This window comes from Vibrio artabrorum (genome assembly GCF_024347295.1).
GTDB classification, from domain to species: domain Bacteria; phylum Pseudomonadota; class Gammaproteobacteria; order Enterobacterales; family Vibrionaceae; genus Vibrio; species Vibrio artabrorum.
The window spans coordinates 2645459-2666859 of sequence record NZ_AP025458.1 but is presented as its reverse complement, the minus strand read 5'-3'; the positions used below and the strand labels follow the sequence as shown (position 1 = coordinate 2666859).

At 44.5% G+C, this 21401-nt stretch carries 24 protein-coding genes; 10 read left to right on the top strand and 14 right to left on the bottom strand.

All coding sequences use genetic code 11. From position 1 onward, the window contains the following. Positions 1-27 precede the first annotated feature (27 nt). The 6 genes from lptB to OCU36_RS12000 are packed head-to-tail and all read right to left on the bottom strand — an operon-like array spanning position 28 to position 4322. Complete coding sequence (gene lptB / locus OCU36_RS12025) at positions 28-753, bottom strand: LPS export ABC transporter ATP-binding protein (protein WP_261838189.1); 726 nt, start codon at positions 751-753, stop codon at positions 28-30. 2 nt (positions 754-755) lie between these two features. Next, positions 756-1250, bottom strand: coding sequence for a lipopolysaccharide transport periplasmic protein LptA (gene lptA, locus OCU36_RS12020; RefSeq protein WP_261838188.1), 495 nt, complete (start codon positions 1248-1250; stop codon positions 756-758). After that, positions 1231-1794, bottom strand: coding sequence for an LPS export ABC transporter periplasmic protein LptC (gene lptC, locus OCU36_RS12015; RefSeq protein ID WP_261838187.1), 564 nt, complete (start codon positions 1792-1794; stop codon positions 1231-1233). Before lptC ends, lptA begins: the two co-directional genes overlap by 20 nt. After that, entirely contained in the window at positions 1791-2348 is a 558-nt protein-coding gene (gene kdsC, locus OCU36_RS12010; RefSeq protein ID WP_261838186.1) for a 3-deoxy-manno-octulosonate-8-phosphatase KdsC, read from the bottom strand. The genes lptC and kdsC overlap by 4 nt, the downstream gene beginning before the upstream one ends. Then, entirely contained in the window at positions 2348-3319 is a 972-nt protein-coding gene (gene kdsD / locus OCU36_RS12005) for an arabinose-5-phosphate isomerase KdsD (RefSeq protein ID WP_261838185.1), read from the bottom strand. The genes kdsC and kdsD overlap by 1 nt, the downstream gene beginning before the upstream one ends. Positions 3320-3353: 34 nt before the next feature. Then, positions 3354-4322, bottom strand: coding sequence for a calcium/sodium antiporter (locus OCU36_RS12000; RefSeq protein ID WP_261838184.1), 969 nt, complete (start codon positions 4320-4322; stop codon positions 3354-3356). A gap of 264 nt (positions 4323-4586) precedes the next feature. On the opposite strand from OCU36_RS12000, the gene mlaF reads away from it, so the two are divergent. The 8 genes from mlaF to OCU36_RS11960 all read left to right on the top strand — a co-directional run bounded on the left by mlaF (position 4587) and on the right by OCU36_RS11960 (position 10065). Continuing rightward, complete coding sequence (mlaF, locus tag OCU36_RS11995) at positions 4587-5381, top strand: phospholipid ABC transporter ATP-binding protein MlaF (protein ID WP_261838183.1); 795 nt, start codon at positions 4587-4589, stop codon at positions 5379-5381. 1 nt (position 5382) lies between these two features. Beyond that, positions 5383-6162, top strand: a complete 780-nt coding sequence (mlaE, locus tag OCU36_RS11990; protein WP_261838182.1) for a lipid asymmetry maintenance ABC transporter permease subunit MlaE — start codon at positions 5383-5385, stop codon at positions 6160-6162. Between the two features lie 2 nt (positions 6163-6164). Beyond that, the gene (mlaD, locus tag OCU36_RS11985) at positions 6165-6656 is read left to right on the top strand and encodes an outer membrane lipid asymmetry maintenance protein MlaD (protein WP_261838181.1); all 492 of its coding nucleotides are present in this window, start codon (positions 6165-6167) and stop codon (positions 6654-6656) included. Between the two features lie 22 nt (positions 6657-6678). Beyond that, positions 6679-7338, top strand: coding sequence for an MlaC/ttg2D family ABC transporter substrate-binding protein (locus tag OCU36_RS11980; RefSeq protein ID WP_261839735.1), 660 nt, complete (start codon positions 6679-6681; stop codon positions 7336-7338). Continuing rightward, a complete protein-coding gene (locus tag OCU36_RS11975) occupies positions 7339-7647 on the top strand; it encodes an STAS domain-containing protein (RefSeq protein ID WP_261838180.1) in 309 nt (102 codons plus the stop codon). Positions 7648-7660: 13 nt separating this feature from the next. Beyond that, positions 7661-7915, top strand: a complete 255-nt coding sequence (gene ibaG, locus OCU36_RS11970; protein WP_261838179.1) for a BolA family iron metabolism protein IbaG — start codon at positions 7661-7663, stop codon at positions 7913-7915. 8 nt (positions 7916-7923) lie between these two features. Then, positions 7924-9189: a UDP-N-acetylglucosamine 1-carboxyvinyltransferase gene (gene murA, locus OCU36_RS11965; RefSeq protein WP_261838178.1), complete on the top strand. Its 1266-nt coding sequence runs from the start codon at positions 7924-7926 to the stop codon at positions 9187-9189. A 150-nt stretch (positions 9190-9339) separates the two neighbouring features. Beyond that, complete coding sequence (locus OCU36_RS11960; protein ID WP_261838177.1) at positions 9340-10065, top strand: 1-acylglycerol-3-phosphate O-acyltransferase; 726 nt, start codon at positions 9340-9342, stop codon at positions 10063-10065. Positions 10066-10189: 124 nt separating this feature from the next. Here OCU36_RS11960 and OCU36_RS11955 read toward each other — a convergent pair whose 3' ends face one another. From OCU36_RS11955 to arcA, 5 genes are all read right to left on the bottom strand, one after another. Beyond that, positions 10190-10579: a RidA family protein gene (locus OCU36_RS11955; RefSeq protein WP_004735319.1), complete on the bottom strand. Its 390-nt coding sequence runs from the start codon at positions 10577-10579 to the stop codon at positions 10190-10192. 136 nt (positions 10580-10715) lie between these two features. After that, positions 10716-11177 carry an aspartate carbamoyltransferase regulatory subunit gene (gene pyrI / locus OCU36_RS11950; RefSeq protein WP_004735320.1) on the bottom strand — a complete coding sequence of 154 codons (462 nt, stop codon included), beginning with the start codon at positions 11175-11177 and terminating at the stop codon, positions 10716-10718. Between the two features lie 12 nt (positions 11178-11189). Then, positions 11190-12119, bottom strand: a complete 930-nt coding sequence (gene pyrB / locus OCU36_RS11945) for an aspartate carbamoyltransferase (protein WP_261838176.1) — start codon at positions 12117-12119, stop codon at positions 11190-11192. A gap of 266 nt (positions 12120-12385) precedes the next feature. After that, entirely contained in the window at positions 12386-13390 is a 1005-nt protein-coding gene (locus OCU36_RS11940; RefSeq protein ID WP_261838175.1) for an ornithine carbamoyltransferase, read from the bottom strand. 156 nt (positions 13391-13546) lie between these two features. Continuing rightward, positions 13547-14767 (bottom strand): arginine deiminase, encoded by a 1221-nt coding sequence (gene arcA, locus OCU36_RS11935; RefSeq protein ID WP_261838174.1) that lies wholly within the window; start codon positions 14765-14767, stop codon positions 13547-13549. Positions 14768-15343: 576 nt separating this feature from the next. Between arcA and rraB the strand changes: the two genes are divergently transcribed. Together rraB and OCU36_RS11925 are read left to right on the top strand one after the other, a co-directional pair. Then, the gene (gene rraB / locus OCU36_RS11930; protein WP_261838173.1) at positions 15344-15760 is read left to right on the top strand and encodes a ribonuclease E inhibitor RraB; all 417 of its coding nucleotides are present in this window, start codon (positions 15344-15346) and stop codon (positions 15758-15760) included. Between the two features lie 126 nt (positions 15761-15886). After that, the gene (locus OCU36_RS11925; RefSeq protein ID WP_261838172.1) at positions 15887-16684 is read left to right on the top strand and encodes a glycosyl hydrolase 2 galactose-binding domain-containing protein; all 798 of its coding nucleotides are present in this window, start codon (positions 15887-15889) and stop codon (positions 16682-16684) included. A 61-nt stretch (positions 16685-16745) separates the two neighbouring features. On the opposite strand, the gene OCU36_RS11920 is transcribed toward OCU36_RS11925, so the two are convergent. The 3 genes from OCU36_RS11920 to OCU36_RS11910 all read right to left on the bottom strand — a co-directional run bounded on the left by OCU36_RS11920 (position 16746) and on the right by OCU36_RS11910 (position 21298). Then, complete coding sequence (locus tag OCU36_RS11920; protein WP_261838171.1) at positions 16746-17651, bottom strand: bifunctional helix-turn-helix transcriptional regulator/GNAT family N-acetyltransferase; 906 nt, start codon at positions 17649-17651, stop codon at positions 16746-16748. 133 nt (positions 17652-17784) lie between these two features. After that, on the bottom strand, positions 17785-18189 hold the full coding sequence (locus OCU36_RS11915; RefSeq protein WP_261838170.1) for a DUF2061 domain-containing protein: 405 nt from the start codon (positions 18187-18189) through the stop codon (positions 17785-17787). Positions 18190-18424: 235 nt separating this feature from the next. Then, entirely contained in the window at positions 18425-21298 is a 2874-nt protein-coding gene (locus OCU36_RS11910) for a valine--tRNA ligase (protein WP_261838169.1), read from the bottom strand. Between the last annotated feature and the right edge of the window lie 103 nt (positions 21299-21401).

Sequence of the window (21401 nt, the reverse complement as noted above, 5' to 3'; positions counted from 1 at the left end):
TTAGAACTCTCGATACTCTCTATCTAATCATAGACGGAATTGTTCGCCTAGATAAACTTGTTTAACTTGTTCGTTATTGAGAACGTCCTCAGGCGTACCTTCAGCGATCAGGTGTCCTTGGCTTACGATGTAAGCTTTTTCACATACGTCTAATGTCTCACGAACGTTGTGGTCAGTGATTAAAACACCCAAACCACGATCACGCAGGTGAACGATAATTTTTTTGATATCGATAACAGAGATTGGGTCAACGCCGGCAAAGGGTTCGTCCAGTAGAATGAACTGCGGATTGGCTGCCAGAGCTCGAGCTATTTCAACGCGACGACGTTCACCACCGGACAAAGCCATACCATTGCTGGTGCGGATATGTTGAATGTGGAACTCCTCCAGCAGGTCTTCCAACTTATCTTGGCGCTGTTCTTTGGTCATTTCATCACGCGTTTGTAAAACCGCCATGATGTTGTCCTCTACAGACAACTTACGAAAAATAGAAGCTTCTTGAGGTAAGTAGCCGATACCAAGACGAGAGCGACTGTGCATGGGTAAGATACTGATGTCTCGGTCATCAATGCTGATGGTGCCTTCATCTCGCGCAACCAGACCAACAATCATATAGAACGATGTGGTTTTGCCTGCACCATTCGGTCCAAGCAGACCCACAATCTGACCCGATTCGACTTGCAAGCTTACATCGGTGACCACTTTACGCTTGCTGTAGGTTTTCGCTAGGTTTTTTGCTTTTAGAACAGCCATCGTTACTTATTCACTTCCGTTGGTTGTAAAACCGTTGACACACGTTTGTTTTTACCACTGTCAGCGACTAATTTCTGAGAGCCGATCTCATAAGTAATTTTAGAACCGCGAATGATACTGCCATCTTGAGACAGCATCGCATTCTTAGTCATGATTAATGTGTCAGCAACCAGTTGGTAATGTAAGTCGTTAGCTTCACCGTAAAGTGTTTTTCCTTCATCAGTCAGTTGTGAGAAGGTTGCGGGCTTGCCAAAGCCTTGAATGGCTTCGATTTCGCCGTTGGCAGCATTACGGGTAACAATAACCTTATCGGCATTGATATTGATGCTACCTTGTTTCAGGTTTACATCGCCAAGAAATGTCACTTGGTTACTTTTCATGTCCAATTGCTGGCTGTCTGAGTCGATGTAGACGGGCTGCTCGCTATCTGAAGATAGGGCATAGACACTTGGTGCAGCAAGGGCCAAAGCGAATAAACTAAGGTGTAAGAGTTTCATATCTACCTTGAACAGAATTAAAGAGGGTCGCATTGTTGGTACCGAAATTACCTTTCATTGCTTGTCCCTCAGTTTCAAAAAATGTACCGATCATATGGACCGGAGTCTCTGAATAAAAATCTCGGCTAGTCAGTTCAACAACCATCTTATCCGTGGTCATGGTATCGAAACTGGCTTCTGGCAACAGGTTCTTTGCTACAACATTGCCATAAAAAGTGACGACTTGATTTTTATCCATAATTGCGCGATCAGCGGTGATTCGCCATTCAATAGTTTGTCCATCTCGGTATACCGAGAGAACCGGATTTTGAAAATGTGTATCGCCAACCTCTGAGTAGTGCTCTAAATATGTTGATTCAACCAGATAGCTACGAATACCGGTTTGGCTATAGCTAATGTTGTTCAAACTCTTGCCACTAAATGAAGGGAGCTCTACATTCGGAGGCACTTGTATCGTCGATGTTTGCTGTTTGTCAAACAAGTAGTAGGTTGACCAACAAGCGATAAATATGAGTATTAAATAGATAATACGAGTAAAACTCATATGCTTAAACCTTTGTGCACGTCGAGTTCATTTCTGGCTTGTAAAATAAGGTCGCAAACTTCACGTACCGCGCCGTGGCCACCGTTAATGGTTGTTACGTAATTGGCTCGTTTTGCTAGCAGTGGGTGACCATCTGCTACACAGACTTTCAAGCCAACTTTTTCCATTACCGGCCAGTCGATCAAATCATCTCCAATATAACCTGTATTTTCAGGGTTAACTGAAAGCTTATCGCAAATGTCTTGGTATGCTTTAACTTTATCGTCTTGACCTTGATAAATCAGCTTGATGCCGAGAGCGGTCATTCGATTCTCAACAATTTGAGATTGACGGCCGGTGATGATTGCGATTTCAATACCCGCGTTCATCAGTGATTTAATGCCGTAACCGTCACGAGTGTGAAAGGTTTTCAGCTCTTCACCGTTGTTACCCATGTAGATGCGACCATCAGAGAAGACGCCATCGACATCGCAGATCAGCAGTTTGATCTCTTTTGCTACAGCGAATACATCAGCATCAACGGTGCCGTATAGGGTGTCGATTGTCTGTGTCATTACATTACTCCTGCTTTCAGTAAGTCATGCATGTTTAAGGCTCCAACCAGCTTACCTTCATGGCACAACATCAGGCCACTAATGCTTTTCGCTTGCATCAAGTTTAATCCCTCGACTGCCAGCATGTTTGGTTCAGCTACCGTCGGGTTCAATGTCATCACATCGCCGATTTTGGTGTTATGAATATCAACACGCTTGTCTAGGATACGGCGTAAATCACCATCGGTAAAAATACCGGCCATTTGACCATCTTTACCAACGATTGCCGTCATGCCTAAGCCTTTTTGAGATATCTCTAATAGAGCGTCTCGAACTAGCGCATCTGGCGCGACAACAGGAAGAGCGTCACCTGTGTGCATTATATCATCGAGTTTTAACAGCAATTGACGACCTAAAGCACCACCGGGATGAGACAGAGCAAAGTCTTGAGCGGTAAAGCCTCGAGCCTGCAAAAGTGCAACGGCTAATGCATCACCCATAACCAAAGTCGCGGTGGTACTGGTTGTTGGCGCTAAGCCGAGTGGGCATGCTTCTTCCGGTACCGAAATTTGTAAGTGGATATCAGAGAAGGTCGCCATGTTTGATGCTGGCTTGCCTGTCATGCTGATGATCTTGATGTTCAAGCGTTTTAATACCGGGAATAGGCCGAGGATTTCATTTGATTCGCCTGAATTGGATATGGCAATCACAATATCACCCGGTTCAATCATACCTAAATCGCCGTGCGCCGCTTCTCCTGGGTGTACAAAGAAAGCGGATGTTCCTGTGCTTGCTAGCGTTGCTGCTATTTTGTTGCCAATGTGACCGGATTTACCCATGCCCATCACAACCACTTTGCCTTCGTTGTTTAGGATCAGATCACAAGCCTTGCTAAAATCATCATTAAAATATTGGTCTAATTGAGTAAGACCTGCAACTTCGGTTTCTAAAACTTGTTTTGCAACACTGCAATAATCGAATGGCTGAGACATAAAATACTCCAAATGCGGGAGGTTAAATCAATAATTAAGCTGACATGTTCATGAGTAGATAACTTTGATAGGCCACAAACGTCGCAATCAATATACCACCTTCAATTCGATTCACTCTGCGAGACTTGCCGAGTGCCATAATCACCAGGAGAAGGGATACACCTAGCATTACCCAGAAGTCACGCCCCATTGCAAACTCATTCAACATTGAAGGGTTGAGGATGCCTGGGATCCCCATAACGGCAAGGATATTAAACACGTTCGAACCAATGATATTACCCACGGCCATGTCGTCTTCTCCCTTCATCACGCCGGCAAGTGATGCTGCAAGTTCAGGTAGGCTGGTACCAACCGCAATGATGGTTAAACCAATTACAAGATCACTCATACCAAAGTATTTTGCGATAACAACCGCGTTATCCACCAGCATATTCGCCGACAAAGGCAGAACGATTAGGCCAATGATCACCCACATTACAGCTTTAGGGTTACTGACACCTTCAGGGATCTCTGACTCTTGCTCTTCAAGAAAGGCGTCGCCATTCTTTTTTTCATTGCGACTGATTTGTAACATGGCAAATAAGAAAGCGGCAAAAAGAACAAACAACAACACGCCTTCATAAAAGCCTAAATGGTTGTCCCAAAGCAGTGCGCCTGCTAATACGGTAACACCTATCATTAATGGAAGTTCACGGCGAATGATACCAGAACTGATAGAGAGCGGCTTAATTAGCGCTGTAATGCCTAAAATCAGTGCGATGTTGGCGATGTTCGAGCCTAAAACATTACCGACAGCCGTATCTGTTTTGCCATCTAGGGCGGCGGTTGCAGAAACCATCATTTCAGGAGCCGAAGATCCCATTGCAAGAATCGTCATGCCGATAACTAATGGTGAGATACCGACATTGCGAGCAAGAGCCGCAGCGCCGTAAACTAGCTTATCTGCACTCCACACCAAAAAACCTAGGCCGATAACGAGAAAAGCAATCGCTTCAAGAAGCATAATGGTTCCTAAAAAAATAATAAAAACGGAGAATTAACCGCTAATTTTGACTTGTTGCTGGGTAAAAGGGAAGCCACTCAACAAATTAATTGCCAGTTAGTCGTAAAGAAATGTCGCTGAATAAGCAATTTCTCAATGCTTTCAGATCTCCGCCATGGTTTTCTGATTTTTGTAATTAATTGAACAGTGCTTTTAATTCTAAAGTAGACTCATTATTATTGCAGCCATAATTGGCGTTTTTTAGAGCAAGGAAACAACAAGATCATGTTGAATACTGAGCTTGTAAAAGTGAAGAACCTAAGTTTCTCTCGAGGTGAGCGCGTTATCTTTGATGACATCAGTTTAGACGTTCCTCAAGGGAAAATAACCGCAATCATGGGGCCATCAGGGATAGGTAAAACCACCTTATTGCGTTTGATTGGTGGGCAACTGCCGCCAGATAGTGGTGAAGTTTGGTTTGATGGGGATAATATCCCAGCCTTATCGCGTCGAAAACTCTATCAAGCGCGTAAAAAAATGAGCATGCTTTTCCAATCAGGGGCGCTTTTTACGGATCTTAATGTCTTTGATAATGTGGCGTTTCCGCTGCGAGAGCACACAGAACTGAACGAAAAACTCATTCGTACCATCGTATTACTTAAGCTTGAAGCGGTAGGATTACGAGGGGCGGCACAATTAATGCCAAGCGAATTGTCTGGTGGAATGGCGAGACGTGCAGCATTGGCTCGTGCGATCGCCTTGGATCCGGCACTTATCATGTACGATGAGCCTTTTGTCGGTCAAGATCCTATCACCATGGGGGTCTTAGTTGAACTGATACGGAATCTCAATCAAGCTTTGGGCTTAACCTCCATTGTTGTCTCTCACGATGTGCCTGAGGTGATGAGTATTGCTGACTGGGTTTACCTCATGGCTGATAGCAAAATCATCGCAGCGGGGTCTCCTGAAGAGTTGTACAATAATAGCGATCCGAGAGTGCAGCAATTTTTGCAAGGCGAAGCCGATGGTCCGGTACCATTTAGATTCCCTGCAAAGAGCTTAGAAAAGGATTTGTTTTAATATGATTGTTAAAGCCATTGCGGGTGTCGGTAAGCGCACACTAGCGATCTGTGAGTCGTTTGGTCGAGCAAGCTTGATGTTATTTGGGGCTTTGTTTGGCATTCCGCGACTAAAAAACTTCCCTTTATTCGTTAAACAACTTTATAGCGTTGGCGTTCAGTCATTGGCTATTATTTTAGTTTCGGGTCTGTTCATCGGCATGGTGCTCAGCCTGCAGGGCTATGTCGTATTAATTGATTACGGCGCTGAGGGTAATCTCGGGCAAATGGTTGCATTGTCGTTGCTTCGTGAACTCGGCCCAGTGGTGACGGCGCTTTTATTTGCCGGACGAGCTGGTTCAGCATTGACGGCGGAAATTGGACTAATGAAGGCGACGGAGCAAATCTCTAGCCTTGAAATGATGGCGGTAGATCCCCTTAAACGCATTATTGCACCACGTCTTTGGGCGGGTCTTATTTCGATGCCTCTGCTGGCGATGATCTTTATGGCGGTCGGTATTTGGGGAGCGCAGTTAGTGGGTGTCGATTGGAAAGGCATTGACCACGGTAGCTTTTGGTCAGCGATGCAGTCTTCGGTGGAGTTAGGTCGAGATATTGGCAACAGTATGATCAAATGTATGGTCTTTGCTATTACCGTAACATGGGTTGCGCTTTTCAATGGTTATGATGCGGTACCGACCTCGGAAGGGATTAGTCAAGCAACCACACGCACAGTTGTGCACTCTTCTCTAGCGGTATTAGGGCTAGATTTTGTTCTTACCGCATTGATGTTTGGGAATTAATCATGCAACAAACTCGAAAATTAGAATTATGGGTCGGCAGCTTTGTCATTGCCGGAATTTGCGCAATCTTAATCATGATCTTTCAAGTCGCTGACGTAAAAGGTCTCGGTTCAAACCATACTTACAACTTGAAAGCGACTTTTGATAATATTGGCAGCTTAAAAGTTCGCTCTCCAGTGAAAGTTGGTGGCGTCGTTGTTGGTCGAGTGAAAAGTATTGAGCTGGATACTGAAAGTTATCTTCCGGTCGTGGAAATGTCGATTGATAGTCAGTACTCGCAGTTTCCTGATACCTCTAGTGCTCAAATATTAACATCGGGTTTAATCGGTGAGCAGTACATCAGTCTGGTTCCTGGATTCATTTTTGAAGATGAAGAGATGTTAGTTGACGGTGATTCGATCGAAGACACCAAATCAGCATTAGTGCTAGAAGATTTAATCGGTCAAGTGTTGTACAGCGTTGGTGGATCGGATGATAAAGATGCGAAGGAGTAGTCTTGTGTTAAAAAACAATATTATGTTGAAGACGAATAATCTATTGAAAAAAGCCTTTCTCACTCTGGTTGCTTTACTGATATCAACTCACGCCTTTGCCGCGGAGTCGATTGATCGTACACAGCCTTATCAAATGATGACTCAAGTTGCCGAAGTGGCCTTCGAACGTTTGAAGCGTGAGCAAGAGAACATTCACCAACATCCGGAGTTACTTAAGGTCATCGTGGAAGAAGAGTTGATGCCTTATGTGAATGCTCAATATGCAGCCCTTAAGCTATTGGGACCAAACTTGAAAGGTGCGGATAGAAAAGATGTTCGTGTATTTATTGATGCATTCCGTCAATATCTTGTTTCTTCTTACGCCCAAGTACTGACTCAATACACGGATCAAATCATTAAGTTTGGCCCAGAACCAAAAGTGAAACCTGACAGCCGTATTACCACGATTAAGGTGGATATCATTGATACGCCGCGGCCCAATATTACGCTTGAATTTAAGCTGCGCAAAGACAAAAAATCGGGCGAATGGAAGGCATTTGATATGGTTGCAGAAGGCATAAGTTTGCTGTCGAGTAAGCAATCAGAGTGGAACACTAAGATTCGTCAAGAGGGTATCTTGTCTGTTGCTGGTGAACTAGAAAAACTGGCGGCACAACCGATTCATTTTGAGAGTAAGAAATAAATGAGTCACTCTCAATGGCAGCGATTAAGCGCTAAAAATTATCAGCTGATTGGAGATATCGATCGCGATAGTGTTCCGGCAATCTGGCGAGTATTGGAAAAATGGCAAACAAGTGAGCCAAGCGTTGAAATTGACCTTAGCCATATCAATCGAGTCGATTCAGCAGGAATGGTGATGCTAATTCACTTATTAGAGCATGCAAAAAATCAAAACTGTCATATAATGCTCAGTTTCGTGCCAGAACAATTACGAACGTTGTTCCAATTGAGCAATATCCAGCCAATGATGGCAGAACACATAAAAAATTAGGCAGGAGCTATTGGTGGACAGCACAAAAGTACAAGAATTATTAGCAGAAGCACTGAACCTTCAGGAAATTATCGTGAAGGGAGAAGGCAGTCATTACGAAGTTGTTGCGGTTGATGCATGTTTTGATGGCATGAATCGAGTTAAGAAGCAGCAGCTCATCTACGGCCCACTCATGGAATACATTCAACGCAATGACATCCATGCTCTTTCTATTAAGGCTTTCACGCCAGAAGAGTGGGAACGCGATAAGAAACTGATGTCACTTTAAGGTTTATGATGGAAAAGTTTCGAGTTATAGGATCAAACAAACCGTTAAGCGGTGAAGTGACGATCTCAGGCGCAAAAAATGCAGCGCTACCTATCTTATTTGCTTCAATCCTTGCTGAAGAGCCAGTTGAAGTGAGTAATGTCCCTCACTTACGTGATATCGATACTACGATGGAGCTGCTTAAGCGTTTAGGTGCTAAAGTAACGCGCAATGGTAGTGTTCATGTTGATGGCAGTGAAATCAACGAGTTCTGTGCGCCTTACGATTTAGTGAAAACCATGCGCGCTTCTATTTGGGCTTTGGGTCCTCTCGTTGCTCGCTTTGGTGAGGGGCAAGTGTCACTCCCTGGTGGCTGTGCCATTGGTGCTCGACCTGTTGACCTGCATATCCATGGCCTAGAACAGCTAGGTGCGACCATTGTGTTGGAAGATGGCTATGTGAAAGCAAGTGTTGATGGCCGCCTAAAAGGTGCGCATATCGTAATGGATAAAATCAGTGTGGGTGCCACCATTACGGTCATGTGTGCTGCAACTTTAGCGGAAGGCAAAACGGTTCTTGATAACTCGGCGCGTGAGCCTGAGATTGTCGATACGGCTGATTTTCTTAATACGTTAGGTGCTAAAATTTCTGGCGCAGGCACAGACACAATTACGATCGAAGGCGTTGAGCGTCTTGGTGGGGGTTACCACTCTGTGGTTGCTGACCGTATTGAAACCGGTACGTTCCTGGTGGCGGCTGCGGTTTCTGGCGGTAAAGTGGTTTGTCGTAACACCCATGCTCATCTTCTTGAAGCGGCATTAGCCAAGCTTGAAGAAGCGGGGGCGAAGGTTGAAACGGGGGAAGATTGGATCAGTCTTGATATGACAGATCGTGAGTTGAAAGCGGTGAAAATCGTAACGGCACCTCACCCGGGTTTCCCAACGGACATGCAAGCTCAGTTTACGCTGCTTAACATGATGGCAAAGGGCAGTGGTGTGATCACTGAGACTATCTTTGAAAACCGCTTTATGCACATTCCTGAATTACAGAGAATGGGGGCAAAAGCTGAAATCGAAGGTAACACGGCGATTTGTGGCGAAACCGATAAATTGAGTGGTGCTCAAGTTATGGCAACGGATCTTCGCGCATCTGCAAGCCTTGTTATTGCGGGTTGTATTGCTCAAGGTGAAACCATCGTGGACCGTATTTATCACATCGATCGTGGTTACGATAAGATTGAAGATAAGCTTTCCGCTTTAGGCGCAAACATTACACGATTTCGTGAGTCGAGCTAACTTGGTTAGTGATTCATGAATCCGTAAGATAAAAACACAAAAGTCGGAACCTTGGTTTCGGCTTTTTTATCGTTGTATTTACCGCAAATGACTCTGTTGTACACCTCAGTGTGACTCGATGAATGAGCTTTACGGTTGGTGAGGAACAAAATGATAGCAATATTACGTATTTTCGCTGTGGCGATATTTGCGATTCTTATGTTTGTATTTGGATGTGGTTACTGTCTACTGAGTCCACGTAATCCGAAGCACGTATTTACCTTTGGCCGTTATTTCGGTCGTATGTCGAAAATATTCGGCATCAAATTAGAGCTTCGTATCCCAGAAGATGCTTATTCTCGTGGTCAACACGTCTACGTTGCTAACCATCAAAATAGCTGGGACTTATTCACGATTTCATCAGCCGTCACACCTAAGGTTGTCACCGTTGGTAAGAAGAGCCTAGCGTGGATGCCTCTTTTTGGTCAGTTGTACTGGTTGACGGGTAATATCCTCATTGACCGAGCTAACCGCAGTAAAGCGGTCGGTACGATTGATCAGGTCGTGACGAGCCTAAAAGAGAGCGATGTATCAGTGTGGATGTTTCCTGAGGGCACTCGATCTCGTGGCCGTGGCTTATTGCCATTTAAGACCGGCGCTTTCCATGCAGCGATTGGTGCTGGCTTACCGATCATTCCTATCGTGTGCAGTTCAACCGGTGGCGTAAAGCTAAACCGTTGGAATAATGGTCATGTGATTGTTGAAATGCTGCCACCTATCAGCACTGAAGGTTACGATAAGTCTAATGTTCGTCAACTCGCTAACCTAGCTCGTGAGCAAATGGCTGTCAAACTGGAAGTGTTAGACAAAGAAGTGGTTGAGCTTAATAAAAAGTAATTATCTAAGCGAAACGATGAACAATAAAAAAGGTTGCCAACTGGGCAACCTTTTTTGTCTCTGATAAACGTCCAGCATTTTGCTAATTCGTTTACTTGAGACTGTTTATTTTAGAGAGCAAAACCTATTTGCGAACCGCAATAGCTTCGATCTCGATACCGACATCTTTTGGTAGACGAGCGACTTCAACGCATGAACGTGCCGGGTAGTTTGCCACACCGTGCTCATCGAAGAATTTGCCGTAAACCTCGTTTACTGTGCCGAAGTCGTTGAGGTCTTTAACGAATACCGTCAGTTTTACGATGTCTTTTACTGTCAGGCCTGAAGCTTCAACAACCGCTTGAACGTTGTCTAGAGATTGGCGAGCTTGCTCTGCGATATCAGCAGATACTTCACCAGTTGCTGGATTTACTGGGATTTGACCAGAAGTCAGTACCATGTTGCCAAGGTCAACGCCTTGTACGTATGGGCCGATTGCAGCTGGAGCAGATTCTGTGTGAAGTACTTTAGTCATTGGTTTATTCCATCAGTTATTAGATAAAAATCAACTTTCAGTGTGCCTTCAAACTTTAGATAGGTAAAGCGTAAAATACCCCGCACAGGCGAGGTATTTGATGGTTTTTACATTCGGTTTACTTTGCCGTATGACGTTATCTTTCTGTCACGATCTCGCGAGAGAAGACTTTTTCGCAATACTTACACTTCAATCGAATATCTTCTTTCTTTTCAAAGATCTTAAAGCTGCTTTCAACCGGTTCATTGTGAGTAATACAGTTGGTGTTTGGACACTCAAACACATCGTTGATCTGCTCAGGAAGCTCTAGTGGTAGCTTCTTAACTACCTCGTAATCTTCGATTTGGTTAACGGTCGCATGAGGCGCGTAAAGAGCCAGTTTGCTGGCTTGCTCTTCTGTGATAAAAACATTCTCAATCTTGAGTAGATCTTTTCCGCCTAGTGCAGAGGAGGGTAAGTTTAGGCCGATCGTTACTCGTTGATTCGAGTTATGCATGTCGAACAGTTTGAGCACCTTAATCCCGATATTCGCGGGAATATGGTCGATAACCGTTCCGTTTTTGATGGCTTCAACTTTTAATTGAGTCTCTTTAGACATGATATCTCTCCTCTACAGCGTTTCATTAAGAACAAGGGCTAACAATGCTTCGCGCGCATAAACACCGTTCTCAGCTTGCTGGAAGTAGTATGCGTAAGGCGTCTTATCGACATCAACGGTAATTTCGTCAACGCGTGGTAAAGGGTGCAGAACCTTTAGGTTGTCACGGGCATTTTCCAGCATCGGAGCGGTCAGGATATATGCGGATTTGATGTGCGCGTATTCCGATTCATCAAAGCGTTCTTTTTGAACTCGAGTCATGTACAAGACATCCAGCTCAGGAATGACATCTTCCATCTCCGTCAACAGTTGGTACTTGATGCCCGCTTCATCAAGCTCTTCGCAAATGTAGTCAGGCATCGCCAGTGCTTCTGGAGCGATGAAGTAGAAACAGATGTTGTCGAACTTCGCGAGTGCTTGAGTCAGCGAGTGAACCGTACGGCCGTACTTAAGGTCACCAACGAAGGCTACGTTTAGGTTGTCGAGGCGGCCTTGTGTTTCAGCTATAGAGAACAGGTCTAATAACGTTTGTGTTGGGTGTTGGTTTGCGCCGTCGCCCGCGTTAATAACCGGTACACCGTTTGAGAACTCCGAAGCCAGACGTGCTGCACCTTCTTGAGGGTGACGCATCACGTAAGCGTCAACGTAGGAAGAGATAACCTGTACCGAGTCCGCTAGCGTTTCACCTTTTTTTGCTAAAGAAGTGTTACCACCACTGTCGAAACCAATCACATCACCACCGATGCGTTGAATCGCCGTTTCAAAAGAGAGACGAGTTCGCGTTGAAGGTTCGAAGAAGCAGCTGGCAACAACTTTGTTTTTGATGAGTTCTGGGTTTGGTTCAGCTTTCAGCTGACCTGCCGTTTGAACAATTAATTCTAGCTCTTCACGAGAAAGCTCTGGAATTGAGATGATGTGCTTTTGATAGAGCGAATTCGCCATGATCTTCTTCCTCACAATAATGTATTGGCCATAAAAAAGCCCCCCATAATGGGAGGCTTTAAAAAAGTGCTGAAAAGCAGAATAGACGGCCTGATAAGCATCTTAGCTTACGAGCAATATTGGGTGTTTTCACAATGTTATTATGTGTTTTTACAATATTGGTTGGCGTCATTTTCACTACTCTCAGACAAATTGCCGAGAATTATACGCTTTCAATTTGTGAGCGCAAGCGATTACATCAAGCTTTTATTGATGTAAGTTATTCTCTATTGACCTAATGTCGCCACCATTATTGCTTTGATGGTATGCATGCGATTTTCTGCTTCATCAAACACAATCGAGTAATCCGATTCAAAGACTTCATCCGTCACTTCTAAACCGTTCATTCCATACTTGTCTGCGACTTGCTGGCCGATCACGGTTTCATTGTTGTGGAAAGCGGGTAAGCAGTGCATGAATTTTACTTGAGGATTACCGGTGAGCTTAATGGCATCCATATTTACTTGGTAAGGAGTCATCAGCGCAACTCGTTGGTCCCAAGCTTCTGGCGCTTCACCCATCGAAACCCAAACATCGGTGTATAGGAAGTCACATCCTTTCACGCCTTTCGCCACGTCTTCCGTTAGAGTGATTTTAGCCCCTGAACTTTGTGCGATAGCTTGGCACTCTTCAACGAGCTGTTCTTCTGGCCAGAACGCTTTTGGCGCGACCAAGCGAATATCCATGCCCATTTTCGCAGCACCGACTAACAGAGAGTTACCCATGTTATTGCGTGCATCACCTAGATAAGCAAAGCGGATTTGGTGTAGATGTTTACCACGACCATGCTCAAGCATCGTAAGGAAATCAGCTAAGATCTGAGTAGGGTGGAACTCATCGGTTAAGCCATTCCAAACCGGCACGCCCGCATAAGCGCCCAAGTCTTCAACGATACTCTGGCCAAAACCACGGTATTCGATACCATCGTACATACGCCCCAAAACACGCGCCGTATCTTTCATTGATTCTTTTTGACCAATCTGGGAGCCAGAAGGGCCAAGGTAAGAGACTTGAGCACCTTGATCAAAGGCGGCCACTTCAAACGCACATCGTGTTCGAGTTGATGCTTTCTCGAAGATCAAAGCAATGTTCTTGCCGTTGAGTTTCTTCTGTTCTGTACCTGCATACTTTGCTTTTTTTAAGTCGGCAGACAGGTCGAGTAAAAACTGAATCTCTTTAGGGGTAAAGTCGAGAAGTTTTAGAAAGTTACGATTGCGAAGATTAAAGGCCATCTCTCGCTCCTTGCGTATATAGAATCAAAGAAGAACTTAGTTAAACATAAAAATGCTGTATTTGTGAATACTTATTTTATTGGTTTGATATAAAAGGCCAGTATGATGGTACTGGCCTAGATAAGTTTTTGCATCTGTTTAACTGAGCTCTTTGACTTAGATACCGTCTCTTTCGATAGGGCAGCTCATACAGCGAGCGCCACCACGACCACGGCCGAGTTCGTTACCTGGAATCGTCAGAACTTCGATACCTGCTTTGTCGTATTTTTCATTGGTGTAAACATTGCGCTCGTAACTGATTACGGTTCCGGGTTTCACGGTCAGTACGTTGTTAGCGTCATTCCACTGTTCGCGTTCAGCTTCGTAATTATCACCACCGGTCGTAATGATCGTCAGTTGATCGAGCCCAAGAGCGCCTTCAATCGCGGATAGGTAGTTGTCGGCTTTTTCAACTCGCATTTCACCCTTTTCTTGCGGCGTTAAGCGCCACGTGTCGAGATCTTTACGAACGATTTCTGGATAGACAGAGAAAGTGTCGATATCCATGTGCGTCATCACTGTATCAAGGTGCATACAAGAGCGATGCTTGGGTAAATCTATTGCAATCACTTCTTTCGCTTGACCGGATTTGAATAAACTGGCCGCTAGATTTTCGACCCCTTGTGGTTTCGTTCGTTCTGAAATACCGATAAGAACGGCACCTTTACCGATAACCAGTACATCACCACCTTCAATGTTTGCATTGTCATAGTGAAGATCTTCATCACCAAAATACTTAATGAAATCTTGACCTGCGAATACAGGGTGCCAGCGGTATATTGCTCGCAAGTGATTCGTTTCTCGTTGACGAGCTGGCATCATCATAGGGTTTAGAGAGACACCGCCATAAACCCAGCAAGACGTATCACGGGTAAATAGATGGTTGGGGAGCGGCTCAATAACGAAATCGAGCGGGCGGTGCATTTTCGGTAGCATTGAAGAAGATTTAATCGGAAGCTCTGAATAAGCTAAACCACCAAGTAGGATCGTGGCCAAGTGCTCATTGTCCATTTGAGCAAGGTATGCTTTTAAATCACGAGCGAATATAGGACCGTAACGGAAATCTGAGATTTGAGTATTAAGCAGCCACTCACGAGCTTGAGCAACAGTGAGCGTCTCAACCAGTAGGTCATGCAGTAGCAACACTTCAACATCTTGATTACGAAGTGTTGTTGCAAAGGCATCGTGTTCTTCACCTGCCGCTTCTACTGCAAGTACATCATCAAAAAGCAGCTCATGACAGTTAGAAGGGGTGAGGTGGGTGAGTGCCCTTTCAGGTCGATTTAGGAGAACTCGTCTTAATTGACCGACTTCGGAGCCAACGTACAGCTTACTCATTTTGCATCCTTACTATTAATCCAGCGTCTATTTATGACAAGCTTGTTGGTAATATGCAAGTTTCTCGGCTTGAGTTAATACAAGGTGTTTCTCCTTTTTTTGGTGATAAATACTGTATTTTTCGAAAATTTAGATAGCAAACTCCAATTATGGTCATTGCGAATGGAACTGAATTTTTGACTATCTATGCCCAAGCTAAGGGGCGGTAGAATTGGATTTTGCTTATTAATCGTGACTTATTATGCGCTATTATGCATTTTCCGATAGTAACCTGAGCATTTATGCACCCCCAAACCGATTGAGCATATGCATCTAACTTGACTAATCACGCAAGTTTTATTCAATAAGTCTTCAAGTGGCAATAAAAACGAAATGCTAAAACACGCCTTGGTTAATAAAATGTTGGAGATTTGTTTCTGTGATTTTGATTTCACTTTTTAATTGATAATACGCCTGTTATCCCGCGATAAACTTACCTTTCAAGGGCTGTTCTGGGTGGCTTTTTTGAGCGATCCATGCCATATTTCGTGGCAATCAAATTTGATCTTTTCATAGTCAACACTCTGGAGCAGACACATGTCTCACGAAGATGAATATCTATCAGTAGCGGAATTAATTGAATTTCAAAAAGGAGAGACTCGCGACATCATTGAAGCACTCATTGAAGATGGTAGCGATCCTGAAGCTCTATACGATATCGAGCATCATCTATTTGCTGAAGATTTCTCAGTACTTGAGAAAGCTGTTGTTGAAGCGTTCAAAATGGGTTTTGAAGTGCTTGAAGCTGAAGAGACAGAAGACGAAGATGGCAACAAGCTACTTTGCTGTGATGCAACGATGCAATGTACTCTGAATGCCGAAGTGATTGATGAGCAAGTTGAGAAGCTTGTCAATCTTGCTGAGAAGTTTGACATTATCTATGACGGATGGGGCACTTACTACGAAGGTGAAGATGCTATCTACCCAGACGAAGATGATGAAGACGAAGAGTAATTTCTTCCCTGTTTTTAAGAATGCCGGCCATGAGCTGGCATTTTTTTTATCCTCAGAAAAATGAATGTCTTTATCGGCATTCATTCATTATAATGCGTTCAAAATTGATCTAGCTCAAGGAATGCTATGCGATTACCTCTCGATGGTCTTTGGCAAATATCGCCATTGACGGATCTCTCTATTCCACAAGATGATATTACCTTTCCGGCTCCGTTAAGTTCCAAGCTTCCTGATAACTTGAGTGAAAGTGAGATTGCAGAGCAAGAGTGGCATCTGATGCATGATATCGAAGTGGATGATGCGATGTTGGCGTGTCCGTTTGTTGAGTTAGTGATGGCTGGCATTGATTATTTTGCTGAAGTGCGACTCAATGGTGTCGCTGTATTTGATTGTGATGGTAGCCAAGCGAAATACTGTAAAGATATTCGACCTTACATGCAGCTAGGCCGTAACCGTTTTGAAATCCTTTTCCTTGAAGAGGAGGAGAGCTTATTGCTTGAAGAGGATATAGATAAGTCAGTCTCTTCATCGGCGGTCGTTAAATCTGATTCTCGTATCGGGATCTGGCAAGTGCCATATTTGCAGTTCGTTCGAAACGTCAAGCTAGAGCAAGTTGTCACAGAGCAAATCTGGCACCACGGTGGGGGGTGTGAGTTTAAAGTGGATGTTATTTATCAGACGCTAAAGCCGGGACTGGTGTCTGCCTCTATCAAGTTTAATGGCATGACATTAGTGATGCCGATAGATGTGCGCGCAGACCATACCGGTGTTGTGTTCCAGGTTGAGGCGCCGATCCTTTTTGATATTGAGAATCCTAACCCTACACATTTATATTCGTTAGAAGTGGTACTTGATGGACAAGAAGAGAGTTCCTTTGTTGCCTTGAACCCTGCTTCTTGCGTCAGCAATTTTTTACGTTGTTAGCTTGTTTTAAATAGGTTTTTCAATTAATTAACCCCAACGCTAACCCCAATTTTAAGACACATTATAGCGTTTTGGCCATGACAACCTCACAAGCGTCGTGGCCTGTATCACCCCAAGCTGACTCAAGGTGCTCAAATCCTAGCTTTTCATAGAGTTTGACCGCAGCACCTAAGCACTCTGTTGTTTCTAAATACATGTGTTGATACCCAAGTTGTTTCGCTTGCTTTAAGCTCAAACCTACAATTCGCTTAGCTAGGCCATGCCCGCGAGTTTGCGGTAAGAAGTACATTTTTTGTAGCTCACATACATTAGGTTTCCCAGCTAAAGGGGCAAAGCCACCTCCTCCGACGATTTTTCCATTGTGTTCGATAACCCAGTACATAGCATTCGCTTGGCTATAGACAGAGTACATATCATCGAGGGTTGGATCAGCCACGCCATAACCTTTATCTTCAGTTAAGCCATGTTCTGCTGAAACTTGGCGAATGACTTCTGCTAATTGTTGGTTATCTGACTCGGTGAGTGGGCGTAATACAAACTCATCGGCTTGGCATACTTTCGTTAGCCCTTTTAAGTAACTCTCGAGCCCTTGTTTCAGTCGTTGTTGTTCGCTGTCATTCAGAGTCGACAGTACTTTTTCAAAGAAAAGGCTTTGTTGTTGGTCGAGTTGAGATAACGCATCCACACCTTGAGTGGTCAGAGCGATTAATTGGCTACGTTTGTCGGTTGGATTCTCTAGGCTTTCAACTAAGCCAAGTTTGATTAGCCCTGTGATAGTGCGGCTTGCATTCGATTTATCGACGTTGAGTTGCTGCGCCAATTGGTTGATGGTGACTGGCTGCAACTGGATCTCACCAAGAGCATGAGCCTGAACTGGAGTGAGGTCGACATCACCACACTGCTTATCAAGCATGCCAAGTAAACGAACCGTTTGACGAGAATAGTCTCTTAACTGTTGAGAATTCATAACTACCTACCTTTGGATTAAGAAATAAAGTTGCGCACCGCAATTAATTTAATTGCGCTACGCAACTTTGTCAATAGTTAGCTGAATTTTGTTATTCGATGCGGTTTACCTTGATGGCTCAGCGCGCTTGAGATTACGCATGTTGGTGTCCACAAAACTGAGGTGGTGTATTCGGGCTTTCTGCTCTTTTTAACCAAATTTTTTCGTGGAAGTAGTATGCAATGGTATTCAAACTGGGTTCGAGCAAAGCCATTACACCGCCGATAAAGGCATCCCCAGTCAACAAGTAGACAACGGTAAAGGCAACACTAAAGTGGATGCTAGCAAAGCTTGCTGTTTTTAATTTGGTCATCCACTGACGAGCTTTAAGAGCCGGAACTTGAGCCCACGCCTTTTCATGAAAATAGAAGGCAACAGTATTCACAGAGGGCTCAATCATCGCGATTAAGCTACCAATTAAGATGTCGCCTGTTAGTAGATAAGCGACACTAAATGCGATAGTAAAATGTAATGCAGCAAAGGTGAGTGTCTTTTTCATGATAATGACTCGAGCTTGTGTTGTTTTGATAGTTCTATTATTGAGAATTATTATCATTAAGTGTAATGGGAAGTGGAGATTAATTTGATAGATGAAACCTATCAATAAGTGAGGCTAGAGTGAGAAGCATTGGAATATTGGAATATTGGAATCAGAGGTATAAAAAAAGGTTGGTCACGAGGACCAACCTTTCTAGTGAGAGCAAGAAGTTCGAAGCCTTCTCATTCCATCAGCTTTAAAGCGCAGCGATGGTCGCTTTTTGCTCTTCAAGCTTCACAAGAGTCTCTTGGTAGCCTTCAAGCTTTTCACGCTCTTTGGCGATAACAACTTCAGGGGCTTTAGCTACGAAACCTTCGTTAGCTAGCTTACCTTCGATACGTTTGATTTCGCCTTGGATTTTAGCGACTTCTTTATCTAGACGAGCAAGTTCAGCATCTTTGTCGATAAGACCCGCCATTGGGATCATCAGCTCAGATTTGCCAACCAGTTTAGTTGCACAAAGTGGAGTCTCTTTACCATCAGCGAGAACGTTAATATCATCTAGTTTCGCTAGCGAAGTCAAAACGATCTTGTTTGCTTCGATACGCGTAGCGTCTTTCTCATTAGCAACCTTGATCATGACCTCTAGACCTTTGCTTGGTGCAATGTCGTATTCCGCACGTAGGTTACGGATAGCAGTAATGAAAGTCTTCACCCATTCGATGTCTTCTACGATCTCAGCATTGAAGTTAGCTTCGTTAAACTGAGGAAGCGCTTGAGTCATGATCGTCTCACCTTCAACACCGTCGACGAGTGGCTTAACGCTCTGCCAGATAGATTCAGTGATGTAAGGCAGCACTGGGTGAGCAAGACGCAGTGTCTTCTCAAGAACCGTGATCAATGTGTAACGTGTCGCTTGTTGCTGAGCTTCAGTACCTTTCCAAAGAACAGGCTTAGTTAGCTCTAGGTACCAATCACAGAATTGGTTCCAGATGAATTCGTAAAGCGTGTTTGCCGCCATGTCTAGACGGTAGTTGTCTAGGTGGGCGTTAAACTCTTTCGCTGCGAGTTCAAACTGAGATTCAATCCACTTATCTGCTAGAGAGAATTCCATGTTTGCACGGTCTTCAGCCGACAGTGACATGCCACAATCGTGCTCTTCTGTGTTCATCAGTACGTAACGGCTTGCGTTCCATAGCTTGTTACAGAAGTTACGGTAACCTTCAAGACGCTTCATATCCCAGTTGATGTCACGGCCAGTTGAAGCCATAGCGGCAAGTGTGAAACGCAGTGCATCAGTACCGTAGGGTTCGATACCATTTTCGAAAGTCTTACGTGTGTTTTTCTCGATCTTCTTCGCAAGCTGAGGCTGCATCATGTTGCCACAACGTTTTTCAACTAGAGACTCAAGGTCGATACCATCGATCATGTCGATAGGGTCAAGCACGTTACCTTTAGACTTAGACATCTTGTCGCCGTTTTCGTCACGGATTAGGCCCGTTACGTAAACTGTCTTGAATGGGACTTGTGCTTTACCATTTTCATCTTTGTTGAAGTGCATGGTCATCATGATCATACGTGCAACCCAGAAGAAGATGATGTCGAAACCTGTGACTAGAACGTCTGAAGGGTGGAATGTCTTCAGATCTTCAGTTTGCTCAGGCCAGCCTTGTGTACCGAAAGTCCATAGTGCCGAAGAGAACCATGTGTCTAACACGTCGTTGTCTTGGCGTAGAACGATTACTGGAGCAAGGTTGTTGTTAGCACGTACTTCTTCTTCAGTACGGCCTACGTACACGTTGCCATCGTTGTCGTACCATGCTGGGATACGGTGACCCCACCACAGTTGACGTGAGATACACCAGTCTTGAATGTCACGCATCCAAGAGAAGTACATGTTTTCGTACTGCTTAGGAACGAACTGGATGTCACCATCTTCAACCGCTTTAACCGCTGGTTCAGCAAGAGGTGCAGCGCGTACGTACCATTGGTCAGTCAGCATTGGCTCGATAACCACGCCACCACGGTCGCCGTAAGGTACCGTTAGGTCGTGATCTTTAATCTCCTCAAGAAGACCAAGCTCGTCGAATTCAGCAACGATAGCCTTACGCGCAGCAAAACGCTCCATGCCTTGGTACTTAGCAGGGATATCTGTTGAGTAAACGTCGCTTTCTTCGCCGTTGGTGGTGAAGACTTCGGCTGCATCACGGATATCAGCGTTGAACGTTAGGATGTTGATCATTGGTAGGTTATTACGTTTACCCACTTCGTAGTCGTTAAAGTCGTGAGCCGGTGTGATCTTCACACAACCCGTACCTTTCTCCATATCCGCGTGCTCATCGCCTACGATAGGAATTAGGCGGTTCACGATAGGTAATAGGATCTCTTTACCAATAAGATCTTTATAACGAGGATCTTCTGGGTTTACCGCAACACCGGTATCACCCAGCATAGTTTCAGGACGTGTCGTCGCAACAACGATGTAGTCTTTACCTTCAGCGGTTTTCACACCATTTGCTAGCGGGTAGCGGAAGTGCCACATGAAGCCTTTTTTGTCTTTGTTTTCAACTTCAAGATCTGAAATCGCCGTGTGCAGTTTTGGATCCCAGTTAACTAGACGTTTACCGCGGTAGATGAGGTCATCTTCGTATAGACGAACAAACACCTCTTGAACGGCATTAGATAGGCCATCATCCATCGTGAAGCGCTCACGGTCCCAGTCTACCGATGCCCCAAGGCGACGAAGCTGTTGAGTGATAGTGCCACCAGACTCGTTCTTCCATTCCCAGATCTTGTCGATGAAAGCTTCACGGCCGTAGTCGTGCTTAGTTTTGCCTTCTTCAGCGGCGATCTTACGCTCAACCACCATTTGAGTGGCGATACCAGCGTGATCAGTACCGACTTGCCAAAGCGTATTTTTACCTTTCATACGTTGAGCACGGATAAGCGTATCCATGATCGTATCTTGGAACGCGTGACCCATGTGTAGGCTACCAGTGACGTTCGGTGGCGGGATCATGATGCTGTAAGCTTCTTTTGATGTGTCACCGTGTGGCTTAAAGTAGCCTTTCTCTTCCCAAGTCTTATACAGAGCTTGTTCGATTGATGTTGGGTTGTATGTCTTTTCCATAGTGCTCTTATAACGGATGCTGTGAATGGTTAATCGTGGTCAAACTTCATAAGTGAAGCTTCTTGAATCTAAATCCAAAGATAGCTTTAACTATGAGGTTTGA

What these genes read in the sequence shown, in the direction of transcription:
- lptB (WP_261838189.1), bottom strand. Translation starts at nt 753, where the DNA reads ATGGCTGTTCTAAAAGCAAAAAACCTAGCGAAAACCTACAGCAAGCGT.
- lptA (WP_261838188.1), bottom strand. Translation starts at nt 1,250, where the DNA reads ATGAAACTCTTACACCTTAGTTTATTCGCTTTGGCCCTTGCTGCACCA.
- lptC (WP_261838187.1), bottom strand. Translation starts at nt 1,794, where the DNA reads ATGAGTTTTACTCGTATTATCTATTTAATACTCATATTTATCGCTTGT.
- kdsC (WP_261838186.1), bottom strand. Translation starts at nt 2,348, where the DNA reads ATGACACAGACAATCGACACCCTATACGGCACCGTTGATGCTGATGTA.
- kdsD (WP_261838185.1), bottom strand. Translation starts at nt 3,319, where the DNA reads ATGTCTCAGCCATTCGATTATTGCAGTGTTGCAAAACAAGTTTTAGAA.
- OCU36_RS12000 (WP_261838184.1), bottom strand. Translation starts at nt 4,322, where the DNA reads ATGCTTCTTGAAGCGATTGCTTTTCTCGTTATCGGCCTAGGTTTTTTG.
- mlaF (WP_261838183.1), top strand. Translation starts at nt 4,587, where the DNA reads ATGTTGAATACTGAGCTTGTAAAAGTGAAGAACCTAAGTTTCTCTCGA.
- mlaE (WP_261838182.1), top strand. Translation starts at nt 5,383, where the DNA reads ATGATTGTTAAAGCCATTGCGGGTGTCGGTAAGCGCACACTAGCGATC.
- mlaD (WP_261838181.1), top strand. Translation starts at nt 6,165, where the DNA reads ATGCAACAAACTCGAAAATTAGAATTATGGGTCGGCAGCTTTGTCATT.
- OCU36_RS11980 (WP_261839735.1), top strand. Translation starts at nt 6,679, where the DNA reads ATGTTGAAGACGAATAATCTATTGAAAAAAGCCTTTCTCACTCTGGTT.
- OCU36_RS11975 (WP_261838180.1), top strand. Translation starts at nt 7,339, where the DNA reads ATGAGTCACTCTCAATGGCAGCGATTAAGCGCTAAAAATTATCAGCTG.
- murA (WP_261838178.1), top strand. Translation starts at nt 7,924, where the DNA reads ATGGAAAAGTTTCGAGTTATAGGATCAAACAAACCGTTAAGCGGTGAA.
- OCU36_RS11960 (WP_261838177.1), top strand. Translation starts at nt 9,340, where the DNA reads ATGATAGCAATATTACGTATTTTCGCTGTGGCGATATTTGCGATTCTT.
- OCU36_RS11955 (WP_004735319.1), bottom strand. Translation starts at nt 10,579, where the DNA reads ATGACTAAAGTACTTCACACAGAATCTGCTCCAGCTGCAATCGGCCCA.
- pyrI (WP_004735320.1), bottom strand. Translation starts at nt 11,177, where the DNA reads ATGTCTAAAGAGACTCAATTAAAAGTTGAAGCCATCAAAAACGGAACG.
- pyrB (WP_261838176.1), bottom strand. Translation starts at nt 12,119, where the DNA reads ATGGCGAATTCGCTCTATCAAAAGCACATCATCTCAATTCCAGAGCTT.
- OCU36_RS11940 (WP_261838175.1), bottom strand. Translation starts at nt 13,390, where the DNA reads ATGGCCTTTAATCTTCGCAATCGTAACTTTCTAAAACTTCTCGACTTT.
- arcA (WP_261838174.1), bottom strand. Translation starts at nt 14,767, where the DNA reads ATGAGTAAGCTGTACGTTGGCTCCGAAGTCGGTCAATTAAGACGAGTT.
- rraB (WP_261838173.1), top strand. Translation starts at nt 15,344, where the DNA reads ATGTCTCACGAAGATGAATATCTATCAGTAGCGGAATTAATTGAATTT.
- OCU36_RS11925 (WP_261838172.1), top strand. Translation starts at nt 15,887, where the DNA reads ATGCGATTACCTCTCGATGGTCTTTGGCAAATATCGCCATTGACGGAT.
- OCU36_RS11920 (WP_261838171.1), bottom strand. Translation starts at nt 17,651, where the DNA reads ATGAATTCTCAACAGTTAAGAGACTATTCTCGTCAAACGGTTCGTTTA.
- OCU36_RS11915 (WP_261838170.1), bottom strand. Translation starts at nt 18,189, where the DNA reads ATGAAAAAGACACTCACCTTTGCTGCATTACATTTTACTATCGCATTT.
- OCU36_RS11910 (WP_261838169.1), bottom strand. Translation starts at nt 21,298, where the DNA reads ATGGAAAAGACATACAACCCAACATCAATCGAACAAGCTCTGTATAAG.